The sequence below is a fragment of the Hymenobacter roseosalivarius DSM 11622 genome (assembly GCF_900176135.1).
GTDB lineage: Bacteria > Bacteroidota > Bacteroidia > Cytophagales > Hymenobacteraceae > Hymenobacter > Hymenobacter roseosalivarius.
The window spans coordinates 14,357-26,483 of record NZ_FWWW01000044.1 but is presented as its reverse complement, the minus strand read 5'-3'; the positions used below and the strand labels follow the sequence as shown (position 1 = coordinate 26,483).

Genomic DNA, 12,127 nt, shown 5'->3' with positions numbered 1-12,127 from the left:
TGTACAAAACGTGGCTGTACAGCCAGCGTTAGAAGAATTAGTACGTAAAAACAATTAACTTGAGCAATATGGTAAGAGGTATTACTTCTGTGGCGCAAAGGTACGAAAACAAATGCAAATTTAGGAGGGACACGCGACTATGCAACGTACGCGTAATACGCACCATTGTCCCCACCAACATTAAGGAAACCACCCCATTAGATATCCATAGTACCGTTTCGGGTAGGTTTTGATTAAGAGCCAGATAGAAGAGCATCACGATGGGTAGAAATAAGCCCATAAACAGAATGGTGCGCACAAACTCACGATACTGCACCACTACTAAAGGCGTAACGTCGAAGATGTAGCCCATCAACTCTAGGAACAGGTATTTTCCTAGTACAAATGCAGCTACCAGAGCAGCATAGAGCAAGACCCGAACCACAATGGCTGACTCTGGCACATCGAATAGGCGACGCAGAATTACGATGCTTTGAATATTGGTATGAATAGCGACCAGCAGCAAAGCAAAGGAAAGGGAGAATACAAACACCAGCAGCAAATTCAGCCAGGTGATAGTGGGCTTCGTCAAGAATGCTTCGTCGCTATTTGATTTACCCAGAAGCCGGTCGAACTGGTAGATGCGTGCGAAGCCGGGTTGATACGCAGCTCTAATACTGCCATACAGCAGCCCAATCAGCAATAGAAAGCTCAGAAACACATTTTGTCCTTGGTGGCCCCGCACTCGGAGCTGAGCTTGATAAGGGGCCGGCTCTATCTTTCCTGGTGCAACTACCGGCAGAATAGGTGCATTGGTGAAGGAAGAAAAATCGGGGGAGATAGCTGGATGCCATACACATAGCAAGTGTACGCCGGCAGGAGTACCGGGGGGCAAAAGCTTCTCTAAGTCAAGAAGATATGAGTCCGGCGTGGCGGCAGTAAACACTAGCCGGTTATCCAGAAAAAGGCTCAGGTCTTTACGCGCAGTGAAAGTGATGGGCAGCTTCTGGCCGGGCCGAATACTTACCCACTGATAGTACGCGTTGGCCGGCGCGTGATATTCGGGCAAATACAGAATTAACTGATTACGGGGAGCATCGTAGATGAGCCAGTCGGCAGAGAGGCCGGTGCGGGGTGCTGGTGGCAACGGCTTGTACTCAGCAGCAGTAGCAGTCAGCGATAAAAATAGTAGAAACAGCGGCAGAAATGCCCCCCAGCCCTTACTTCTACCTCTGTATGTACTTCTGACTATCACCGGTTTAGGAAGCTACTCGCTGTTGAGTAGTACGGCTACGATAAACACCCAAAAACACGCTCAACAACACTGAGAAGGCTGTCAACACGACAATAAGGATCGTGTTCCCCAGCTCGGCGAAGTTGATCACGAACAGAATAACTACCAGATTCAATAAACCTAGCAGCATCACGGTACTGATTTGCTGAAAGCCCATAGCTATAATGCGATGGTGCACATGGTTTTTATCCGGTGAGAATGGCGAACGGCCAGCCATCATTCGGATTAGGAAGACTCGTAGTGTGTCAAAAAGGGGCACGAACAGGATTCCCACGGCCACTGAGGGAGCTGACGAGCCAAAAGGCTGACCCAATTGGGCGCCCATTTCAATAAATTGAATAGTGAGAATAGAAACGATAAAGCCACATACCAGCGAGCCGGTATCACCCATAAAAATGGTGGCCCGATGAAAGTTATAGCGCAGGAAGCCCAAAATGCCCCCCAGTACACATACTGATACATACACGTAGTTACCAAAATCAGGGCCGCCGTAGCGGTAGAAAAAGTAGCCGAGTGTGGTGACAATAATGCTGACAATGGTACCCGCTAAGCCATCTAATCCGTCAATGAGGTTGATAGCATTGGTAATGCCCACTATCACCAAAAAAGTGAATGCGTAGCTAATCCCAATAGGCAGTTCATGAATACCCAGAATTCCTTGAAAGCTGGTGATGCGCACATCGGCCATTACCATCACTATGCCGGTAGCGAGGAGCTGTCCCACAAATTTCTTCGTGACCGAGATGCTTACCAAATCATCCTTCAGCCCTACGAAGAATAAGACGATACAGCCGGCCAGCAGCTGCTGGACGCCATTAGTGAGGTCAGCGAAGATGGTTAGAGCCGACATAAAGCCCGCGAACACGGCTACGCCACCTAAGCGTGGCGTAAGCGACTCGTGCACGGTACGCACGTTAGGCGTATCAAGCATATTCTTGAGGTGGGCAATGTAGATAATAGAGGGCACCGCGAACAGCGCCACTAAAAAGGACCACATAAAGGATAGCCCCAGCGTAATTCCAATGGCATTCATCACGTATCGGCTCAAAGAATAAAGTAACCAGCAGAATACGCTCCTGCTCGTCTGCGCGTAAACTTCTACCCGTGTAGCACGCCTTCGCGGCCCAGCAGAGCAATTGGAATCAGGTTGGCAGACACAATTGAATCGGGCACGAAGATGAACTTCTTATCGAAGATCTGCGGGCCGCGATAGTAGCTTACCCAGTATTGATTATTCAGGTGAAACAAATCAGGATCAATAGGTTCGACGGGTACAGCGCTACGGGGCTCTACTTCCGCAAATACGTGCCGTAGTGTTGAAGTTCGCACCTTTTCGCCATCCTCGTGCGTGCCGTAGCCATTGGAGCTGATGATGACGTTGCTCAATGCATAGTCATTATGGTTGAGTAGATACACTTGCCAACCGGGCTTGCCCTCCTCAGTGGCGGCCTCATCGTCGGGCACGATGGCAATGGAAACACCTTCTACCGGATCAAATACAATATCTTCTTTCATAGAATGATCAAACAAGTAGCTCCGCCTCCAGCACAGCTGCCAGGTGAGGAAGCAAACGGTTCTCTACTTCCGTTATGGGTACGGCGTAGCCCAACTCTTGCTGCAAGGAGGTTACGGCCTTATCAGCAATGCCGCAGGGCACGATATGGCCAAAATACGTGAGGTCGGTGTTTACGTTCAGGGCGAAACCATGCATGGTTACCCAACGGCTGCATTTCACGCCCATTGCGCAGATTTTGCGCGGCCGGGGGGCATTTTCTTCGTAGTCCATCCACACACCCGTCAGGCCAGCGATGCGGCCGGCTGACAGCCCGTACTCGGCCAGCGTACGAATAATGGCCTCTTCCAATACTCGCAGGTAGCGGTGGATATCAGTGAAGAAATTGTCGAGGTCAAGAATGGGGTAGCCTACCAGCTGGCCGGGACCATGATAGGTAATATCGCCACCCCGATTGATGCGGTGAAACGTTGCGCCGTGCTTTGCCAGCTCCGACTCATTCAACAACAGATTTTCAGCTTTACCACTTTTGCCCAACGTGTATACATGCGGATGCTGGCAAAGCAGCAGGTAGTTGGGAGTAAGCGCAGGGGGCAAATTTGCTTCCGCAGTCTGCCGGTTTTGCGTTTTGATTGCTACCGTAGCGGCCAGCAATTGCTCCTGATAAGCCCAAGCCGCCTCATACGCGGTCAAACCCAGCCGTTCTACCAGCACACGCCGATTTTGCCCCCCAGCAAGTGAGGCAGGTAAAGTATCAGGCGTGGTGGCAACGAAGAACGTACTCATCAACAAAAGCGCAAATAAAGGCACAAAGGTACTATATTAAGCGCCAAACCCAACCCGCAACCATCCTGCCATGCTCGGCTCCGGCCACCTGCTCGGCCACGCCGGCGAATCGGCCGCGGCCGATTTTTTCCTGGCACAAGGCTATACCATAGCCCGCCGCAACTACCGCCACCGGCGCGCTGAGGTAGATCTTATCGTGCGACAAGGCAACTCGTTATTGGTTTTTGTGGAAGTAAAGGCGCGTTCATCCAGTCGCTATGGCCATCCCGAAGAATTTGTGACGGAGCGCAAGCGCCAGCTTTTTCGCTTAGCTGCCGATCAATATCAGGAGGAAATAGACTGGCGCGGGAACATCCGCTTTGATATTTTGGCGCTCACTCAGCTTGCCGATGGTTTCCATATCGAGCATTTCGAGGATGCGTTTTATTAGTCGACACTATATGCTATAGTGCGCGTAAAACAGGGAGTTTAATTCCGCTTTGAACCCGGCCGATCCGTAACAGCATCCCGCTTGTCGAGCTTGTCTTTTTCGTACACCAATACCCCGTTGCGGTTATACTCCTTGTAGAGAACGGGCTCCTTTACCTCCGGGTCGTAGCCCGTCTCCCCGTAGAGATATTGATAGTGGCGGCGGTTGCGAAAACCCCAGTACTTCGACCACTCCCCTACTTTCTTGCCGTTCTCAAACTGACCATCCCAGTCCTTCTGACCATTCTCCAGAAAGCGCGCGTACTCGCCTTCCAGTTTGCCATTGTAGTACGGAATTATCTCCCTGATTTTGGTGCGCTCAGCATCGTAGTATGTAATTTCGGCGTCGCGCGAAAAGCCTTTTTCGTAGTGAATCTTGGTAAGCAAAATGCCTTCCCGATTGAAACGCTCCCAGCGCAGGTGCTTCGCGCCTATCACAAAGAAGCCCGTTTCCACTATTTTGCCGCCCTGCATTTTTTTGTACGGCCCGTGCAGCACCTTATTGTCGCCGGGGTCTACGCCGGCTCTATCCTGCACAATCCGGCTCTTGCGCGCATCGAAATAGTAGCGGGTGGGCACATATGGGTTAGTAGGCTTGGGAGTGCGCATGTAATAGAACTGCTCCGTAATCTGATTGCGCCCCTTTGGCCCCGACTTCACGTAGGCTTTCTTAATTGGCTCACCGAGGAAAATATTCTTTTTCTTTTTCGGTTTGCGCTGAGCAGCTTTTTCCTTCGCGCGGGCCGCCCGCGCCTCTTCTTTACTGAGCGTTACTTGCCTGGCAATCTTCCCACCAGTCGTGTCGCTGTTCTGGACCAGTGAATCGGACAAGGCACTCAGGGCCGGGCTGTCGGCTTTGCTGTTAAATGAAACCTTTTTGCGGGTGCAGGCCCCGGCGGCTAGCCAAAGCAAAACCAGCAGAACAAGTGAAAAGCGAGAGAAGCGCATCAATGAAACAGGCAGAATTCAAAGCCTCGAACGTAAAGATAGCCTGATTTGGTGTCCAGCTTAAATTTACCCTCCAAGGTGCCTGAAAGATATTATTTCAGAATAGAAGCCTTATCAAAAAGAAAACCCGCTACCCAATAAGGTCAGCGGGTTTTGTACTACTTAAAACTATGTATACTATTTAGTGCTACTCGGTAGCTAATAAGTCGGTGCTGCGCTTCACGAAGGCGGTTAGGGCCTCACCTTTCAACATGTTCTGCGAAAGCAAAGCCAGGTCGAATGCCTGACGCGCCAGTTGGCGGCCAGCTTCTTCGTCGGCTTGCAGCACGCGCTGCGTAATGGCGTGGTTGGCGTTTACGCTTACCGTGTAGCTATCCGGCAACGAGCCAAACATAGCCATTCCTCCCCCGCCGCCGGTGCGCTGCATATCCTTCATGCGGCGCATAAACTCGGGCATGGTAATAATTACGGGTGCCTCCTGCGGCGACAAAGCGTCTACCTGCACATGCATTTGCTCATTGCTGATGGCTTTGGCAAATAGCTCCTGCAAGCGCGTTTTGTCGTCGTCGCTGAGCACGCTCTCGGTGGTTTCGTCCTTTTCGATGAGTTTGCCGATGGTATCAGCATCCACGCGCTTGAAGGTGGTCTTTTCGAGCTTCTGCTCCAACTGACCAATAAAGTGCGGATCGAGCACCGCTTCCAGGGTCAGCACATCATAGCCACGGTTTTGGGCGGCAACCACGTAGCCGTGCTGGGCCTCGGCGTCGGTGGTGTACAAAATAACGAGTTGGTCGTTCTTGTCTTTCTGGTTCGCCTGCACAAACTCCTGGTACTCGCTGAGGGTGAAAAATTTGCCCCCCACGTTCTGCACTAAGGCAAAATCCTTGGCTTTGTCGTAGAATTTCTCGTCCGACAGCATCCCGTACTTCACGAACATACCGATATCTGACCACTTCTGCTCGTAGCCGGCGCGGTCTTTCCGAAACAGCTCACCGAGCTTGTCGGCTACTTTCTTGGTGATGTAGGTATTGATTTTTCGCACGGCCGCGTCGGCCTGCAGGAAGCTGCGCGACACGTTCAACGGAATATCGGGCGAGTCGATTACGCCGTGCAGCAACATCAGAAACTCGGGCACCACGTCTTTTACCTCGTCGGTAATGAACACCTGCCGCGAGTACAGCTGAATCTTATTACGTTGAAATTGCAGCTCGTCCTTCACCTTGGGGAAGTAAAGAACACCCGTCAGGTTGAAGGGATAGTCCACATTCAGGTGAATCCAGAACAAAGGAGCTTCCGAGAATGGGTACAGCTCCTGATAGAACTTGGTGTAATCCTCATCGGTCAACTCAGCGGGCTGCTTGGTCCAGATCGGCTGCGTTTGGTTGATGACCGTGCCCTCAAACTCAATTTCGATAGGCAGGAACTTGCAGTACTTCGTCAGAATGGTACGCAGGCGAGCTTCCTCCAGAAACTCGTCGGAGTCGGCGGCTACGTGCAATACTACATCGGTGCCGCGCTCTGCTTTCTCCGTGGTTTCGAGGGTAAACTCAGTGCTGCCGTCGCAGGTCCAGTGGGCGCCTTCCGTGCCTTCTTTATACGACTGAGAGAAGATCTCCACCTGCTCGGCCACCATGAAGGCGGAGTAGAATCCCAGGCCAAACTGACCAATAATCTGGTCCTTAGCCCCCGCGTCCTTCTCCTTGTACTTCTCCACGAACTCGGTAGCACCGGAGAAGGCTATCTGGTTGATATACTTCTTAATTTCGTCACCCGTCATGCCCAGGCCGCGGTCGGAGATGGTGATTTTGCGGGCTTCCTTATCCACTGTTACCCGTACCTTCAACTCACCCAGCTCGCCCTTAAACTCTCCGAGCTGCCCCAGGCTCTTCAGCTTTTGGGTGGCATCCACGGCGTTGGATACCAACTCCCGCAAAAAGATCTCGTGGTCGGAGTAGAGAAACTTCTTAATGATGGGGAAGATGTTCTCAGTGTGAATCGAGATACTACCTGTCTCTTGCATAGCGCCTTAATAAATGGGTCTTAAATTGAAAAGTGGACAGAATTGCAGGCTACTGTTAGCCCATATTCATAAGGCGGGGATTTTCAAAAGCTGTTCCATGCTAGTCACGGCTGCCAGTTTGACACCTTATTGCCGCGACTTTTTTTACTGAAATTAAAAGTGGCAAAGAGCACGAAGCAGCACTTAAGGGCACATCGTTATTGGAGACTATAACCAATGGTGGAGTTGAATAACAGCCCCTAGGGGCAGCAAAAAGGGCAGCTGAATCCAGCCGCCCTTTTTGCTTTTAATCGTATATTCAGAAACGACGTGCTCCAGCGGCAGGTCGATTAGACAAACAACGCCTCGGCGCTACCCGATGTTGGCTTTTTGGAGGCAGAACGGAGAGCAGCCACAACACGGCGTAATAAGCGAGCTGACAAGGTTTTCATAGCGTGGGCAAAAATTGGGTGGGGGTGTAAAGCTTTATACTATAAAGGTCAGCAGTTGTTGTGACCTGCATGTTGTCCGTAGATTATGCTTTTGCTTTTTCCGGTGCGACAACCGGAGACCGAGGCTTTTTAAGAGGCCGATTGCCATTCGGCTGTCAGGGCCAGCATATGAATGGGGGAAGCGGTGAGCCAATCCAGCGCTGTGGCGGGGTCAGCAAAAAACTGCACTTCGAAACGGGTAAGGTGGCTGCCGAGGCCCAGAATACTTTCTACAACCATTAGATTGTAGGTAGCAACGGACGGCACCACCACAGCTACCTGCCGTACCACTTGGGAGGTTACCCGCGGAAACCAGTGCACGCCCACCCAAATCTGCTCTTTTATATTCAGGTTGGGTAAACCGTTCATATCCACGAGTACTCGCTCAATCTGATGATTTTCTACTAGGTCGGCCAGATACGTCATTGCTTGGGTGAAGCTATGCAGTTGGTTGCCACCGCACCACTGATAACGTAGCAGGCCTAAAGATTCATCGTACTGCACTCGCAGACAATCGATTTGAGCAAGTATCATCCTGAAACGAAAAGCGCAAAGCTTTTTAAAATACTAAAACAGAGTAGTAGCTAGTAGTAGCGAATTACTTGCCACTTATTTATAAAATAATGCCGAATATCCATTATGAATAATTTTAAGCCATAAATAAATTTCTCTTATCTCTTTGCAAGCAAAAAAGCTACCGCTATACAAGAAGCAGGTTCAGTTATTAATTCCTCAATTAATTTAATAATACTACTATGATACTGCTCGCCGATGCCTGATAGGAACCGGCTTCAGATGCATGATTTAACCCTCCGCAAAATCAACACTCTTTAGATAAATGGAGAGTAGTGAAGCAACTACTTGTCGTTTTCCGCGTACTTTTGCCCAATCAGTTCTGACACATTGTTGCAAATGCGGACCCTGCGCTCCCGTCTGGCTTTCCTGTTGCTGCTCTGCTTTACGCGGGTGCTGCTGCCCGACGCGTGGGTACTGGGCCTGCACCAGCACCAGCACACGCTGGAGGAGCCCGCCCAGGCCACGCGCCAGGATAAGAAGCAGGCCAAAGCCCTACTCACGGCCAGGCACCAGCACTGCCAGACGGATCATTTTTACCACGTTCCCTTCCAGCCTACTCCGCCCCTTGAGCTGCCGTTCGCGGTAGTCTATGCCCGGACGGAGGCTGTGGGGGGCATTTTGGGCGGCGCGCACCGCGCCCCCCACGCCGCGTACCTGCGCGGCCCGCCCGGCCAAGCCTAACCGCCTTTAATCAGCCGCGATTATATTGATTTTGCCCCCTGGGGGCAAATCTGCCCGTTTGCTGGCCCCCGCGGGAGGCCTGAAGGCACGGGCGCGGCTGCCGGTTCAGTTCACCCCGGTCTTCCCTTTGTATGCTTTTTTTATTGCCAAGCCGCCTGGGGCTGCTGGCGCTGCTGTGGATTTGGCTGCTCGGCGGCCCGCGCGCCGGGCAGGCCCAACCGGCCTGTACGCTCTCGCTGAGCGGACGCGTGATTGACCATGAGTCGCGCCAGGCCCTGCCGGGGGCTACCGTACTCCTGCTCGACACCCGGGAAGCCGTCATTACGAACGTAGACGGCTACTACCATTTCCAGCTGTGTGCTGGAGTTAGCCGCCTGCAAGTCAGCTTTTTGGGCTACGAGTCCGAGACACTGGAGGTGCGCATGGCGGGGTCGGTGGTGCACGATATCAGGCTGCACCCGGTGGCGGTGGCCCTGCGCGGGGCGGTGGTGCGGGGCACCCGCGTGGCCGAGCAATTACCCCAGGCTACGGGCACCATCGCGGGCCGCGACCTGCAGCAAACCCGTGGGCAGAGCCTGGGCGAAGCGCTGCAAAAGATCAGCGGCGTGACGGCCATCCAGACTGGCCCCAGCATATTCAAACCGCTCATTCACGGCTTACACTCCAACCGCGTGACGATTCTCAACAACGGCGTGCGTCAGGAAGGGCAGCAGTGGGGCCAGGAGCACGGCCCCGAAATCGACCCTTTCATTGCCTCCCGCCTCACGGTGGTGAAGGGTGCGGCCAGCGTGCGCTACGGCTCCGACGCCATTGGGGGCGTGGTGCTGGTGGAACCCCGCCTCCTGCGCGACTCCGTGGGCACGGGCGCCGAGCTGCATCTGGTGGGCATGAGCAACAATGGTCTGGGGGCCTTTTCGGGGCTGGTAGAAGGTAATATGCGCCGGCTGCCGGCCCTAAGCTGGCGGGTGCAGGGTACGGCCAAGCGGGCCGGCACGGCCCGTACGCCCGACTACGTCATTCCCAACTCCTCCTTCGCGGAGTACGACTTTTCCGGGGCCCTGGGCTGGCGCAAAGACACGTATGGCGGGGAGATTTTCTTTAGTCAGTTCAACACCAAGCTGGGTATTCTGCCCGATTCGCACCTGGGCAACCAGTCCGACTTTGACCTGGCCGTGGGCCGGGGCCGGCCGCTGGTGCCCCAGAATTTCAGCTACGCTATCGGCCGACCATTTCAGCAGGTGCGCCACGACCTATTGAAGCTCTCGGGCTTCGTGCGTACGGGCACGGCCGGCCGGCTTACTACCACCCTGGCTCACCAGACCGACGTGCGCGACGAATACGACCGCTACCGTCCCCGCAACGACAACCGCGCCCGCCTCAACCGCCCCGAGCTGAGCTACACCAACCGTACGACTACCGCCGATTTGGTCTGGGAGCATAAGCCCCTGGGCAAGCTCACGGGCAGCGTGGGCCTGAGCGGCACCTACCAGAACAACCGCTACGACGGCCGCCCCTTCATTCCCTTCTATACCAATAAGGTGGGGGGCGTTTTTCTGATTGAGCGCTGGCACAGCAAGCAGTGGCAGCTCGAGGCCGGCCTGCGCCTCGACCGCCGCGACCTGGAAACCCGTCGCGCCATCGGCAACTCCGGCAACTTCTTCGTGGCCACCGACCGCTTCCAGTATACCACGCCGGCCGCCTCGCTGGGGGGCATTTTTGACGCCAGCCGGCACCTGACCCTGAGCGCCACCGGCAGTCTCACGCGCCGCGCTCCGGCCGCCAACGAGCGCTTCAGCGACGGCGTGCATAATGGCCGCTTCGACATCGGCTTCGACCTGAACCGGCCTGACGGCGTGCCGCCTCTCAGCCCGGAAACGGCCTTGCACGCCGGCCTGACGGCCACCTGGCACAACAATCCGCGCTTCAACGGCGAGGTGAGCGTGTACCAGACCTATATTCAGAAATACATCTACCAGGTGCCGGTGCTGCCGCCCCCGCTTAATATCCGGGGCGTGGTGGCTACGTTTCTGTTTCAGCAAACCGATGCCATGTACCAAGGCGTGGATGTGGCCGGCACCTACACGCTGAGCCCGCAGTGGCAGCTGGTGGGCAAGGCGGCCGTGGTGCGCGCTCGCGACCAGCGCCTGAACGACTACCTCATCTTCACCCCCGCCGACCGGGCCGAGCTGAGCTTGCGCCACGACTGGCACGAGCCCACGGCGGGCCGCTTCACGCGGCGCTTCGCCCAGATCGGGGCCTATGGCGTGGCCCGCCAGACGCGCATCCCTACGGAGGTGCTTGACTACGCCCTGCCGCCCACCGGCTACGTGCTGCTGGGGGCCGAAATCGGGACGACGGTGCAGGTGGGACGCCTGCCGCTGGACGTGAGTCTGGCCGGCGCCAATCTACTCAACCAGACCTACCGCGACTACCTCAACCGCTTCCGCTACTTCACCACCGAAATGGGCCGCAATGTAACCCTGCGCCTGCGCGTGCCCCTGGAGTTTACCAAAAAAGCCCCCTGAAGCCCCTGCTTCCCCCCTCTCCCGTCGCTGTACTCACTTCTAATTTTTCATTTCTAACCACTAATTTCTAAAAACATGAAAGACGTACTGTTCAAAAAATCCCTACTGGGCCTGCTGGTGGCTGCCCCTTTCTTCGTCGCCTCCTGTAGCAAAGACAGCGACCCGGAGCCCGGCGACGACAACGAGCAGATCACCACCGTGCGCTACGTGCTGACGCCCACGACCGGCGGCAATGCCGTGACTGTGGAGTACCGCGACCCGGACGGAGACGGGGCCGCCGCGCCCACCATCGGCACGCTCACGCTGGCTCCCAACACCACCTACACCGGCCGCCTGACTTTGCTCGACGAGACGAAAACGCCCCCCGAAAACATCACCGAGGAAATCGAGGATGAGAGCGATGAGCACCTCTTCGTGTTCACGCCCACCGGCACCAACGTGACCGTCACCATCACCGACCGCGACGAGAAAAACCTGCCTGTGGGCCTCCAGACGCGGGTAGTAACCGGGGCTGCCAACGCGACCGGCACCACCGGCAGCCTGCGCGTGGTGCTGCGCCACCAGCCCGAGGGCAAGGATGGCACTCCCACACCCGGCGACACCGACGTGGACGTGAACTTCCCAACCGTCGTGCGCTAAGCTTATGTCAGGCATAGGGGGGCCGGCTGCAACCGGTTTCCTGCTTTTTTTCTCCGGTTTGGTTTTGGAGAATCTGGGGAAGGCACCGGCCATTGGCCGGTGTTTTCTTTTTGTAACACCAAGCGCTGGCTTGGTGAATCGTCGCGGCTGTTGTTATGTCGCGCGACGAAACGCGAACTAAAAGTTCGCGCTATAAGTAACGAACCCAACGATTCCCCAAGCCAGCGC

General features: G+C 54.9%; 11 protein-coding genes. 4 read left to right on the top strand and 7 right to left on the bottom strand.

The window, feature by feature from the left end; genetic code table 11:
* Positions 1 to 37 precede the first annotated feature (37 nt).
* The 4 genes from B9A24_RS03825 to lipB all read right to left on the bottom strand — a co-directional run bounded on the left by B9A24_RS03825 (position 38) and on the right by lipB (position 3,572).
* The gene (locus B9A24_RS03825; RefSeq protein ID WP_159451934.1) at positions 38 to 1,126 is read right to left on the bottom strand and encodes a DUF4271 domain-containing protein; all 1,089 of its coding nucleotides are present in this window, start codon (positions 1,124 to 1,126) and stop codon (positions 38 to 40) included.
* A gap of 112 nt (positions 1,127 to 1,238) precedes the next feature.
* The gene (locus B9A24_RS03820) at positions 1,239 to 2,321 is read right to left on the bottom strand and encodes an MraY family glycosyltransferase (RefSeq protein WP_234996957.1); all 1,083 of its coding nucleotides are present in this window, start codon (positions 2,319 to 2,321) and stop codon (positions 1,239 to 1,241) included.
* A 50-nt stretch (positions 2,322 to 2,371) separates the two neighbouring features.
* Complete coding sequence (locus B9A24_RS03815) at positions 2,372 to 2,788, bottom strand: hypothetical protein (protein ID WP_084443850.1); 417 nt, start codon at positions 2,786 to 2,788, stop codon at positions 2,372 to 2,374.
* Between the two features lie 7 nt (positions 2,789 to 2,795).
* Positions 2,796 to 3,572, bottom strand: coding sequence for a lipoyl(octanoyl) transferase LipB (lipB, locus tag B9A24_RS03810; protein ID WP_084443849.1), 777 nt, complete (start codon positions 3,570 to 3,572; stop codon positions 2,796 to 2,798).
* Between the two features lie 70 nt (positions 3,573 to 3,642).
* Here lipB and B9A24_RS03805 point away from each other — a divergent pair, with 70 nt between their 5' ends.
* Complete coding sequence (locus B9A24_RS03805; protein ID WP_084443848.1) at positions 3,643 to 4,002, top strand: YraN family protein; 360 nt, start codon at positions 3,643 to 3,645, stop codon at positions 4,000 to 4,002.
* 38 nt (positions 4,003 to 4,040) lie between these two features.
* Here the strand turns inward: B9A24_RS03805 and B9A24_RS03800 are convergent, their stop codons facing one another.
* The 3 genes from B9A24_RS03800 to B9A24_RS03790 all read right to left on the bottom strand — a co-directional run bounded on the left by B9A24_RS03800 (position 4,041) and on the right by B9A24_RS03790 (position 8,012).
* On the bottom strand, positions 4,041 to 4,988 hold the full coding sequence (locus B9A24_RS03800; RefSeq protein WP_084443847.1) for a toxin-antitoxin system YwqK family antitoxin: 948 nt from the start codon (positions 4,986 to 4,988) through the stop codon (positions 4,041 to 4,043).
* A gap of 187 nt (positions 4,989 to 5,175) precedes the next feature.
* Entirely contained in the window at positions 5,176 to 7,008 is a 1,833-nt protein-coding gene (gene htpG / locus B9A24_RS03795; protein WP_084443846.1) for a molecular chaperone HtpG, read from the bottom strand.
* 560 nt (positions 7,009 to 7,568) lie between these two features.
* A complete protein-coding gene (locus B9A24_RS03790; RefSeq protein ID WP_143434745.1) occupies positions 7,569 to 8,012 on the bottom strand; it encodes a hypothetical protein in 444 nt (147 codons plus the stop codon).
* A 378-nt stretch (positions 8,013 to 8,390) separates the two neighbouring features.
* On the opposite strand from B9A24_RS03790, the gene B9A24_RS03785 reads away from it, so the two are divergent.
* From B9A24_RS03785 to B9A24_RS03775, 3 genes are all read left to right on the top strand, one after another.
* The gene (locus B9A24_RS03785) at positions 8,391 to 8,735 is read left to right on the top strand and encodes a hypothetical protein (protein WP_084443844.1); all 345 of its coding nucleotides are present in this window, start codon (positions 8,391 to 8,393) and stop codon (positions 8,733 to 8,735) included.
* A 131-nt stretch (positions 8,736 to 8,866) separates the two neighbouring features.
* Positions 8,867 to 11,260: a TonB-dependent receptor gene (locus tag B9A24_RS03780; RefSeq protein WP_084443843.1), complete on the top strand. Its 2,394-nt coding sequence runs from the start codon at positions 8,867 to 8,869 to the stop codon at positions 11,258 to 11,260.
* Between the two features lie 75 nt (positions 11,261 to 11,335).
* Positions 11,336 to 11,899, top strand: a complete 564-nt coding sequence (locus B9A24_RS03775; protein WP_084443842.1) for a hypothetical protein — start codon at positions 11,336 to 11,338, stop codon at positions 11,897 to 11,899.
* The last annotated feature ends 228 nt before the right edge of the window (positions 11,900 to 12,127 follow it).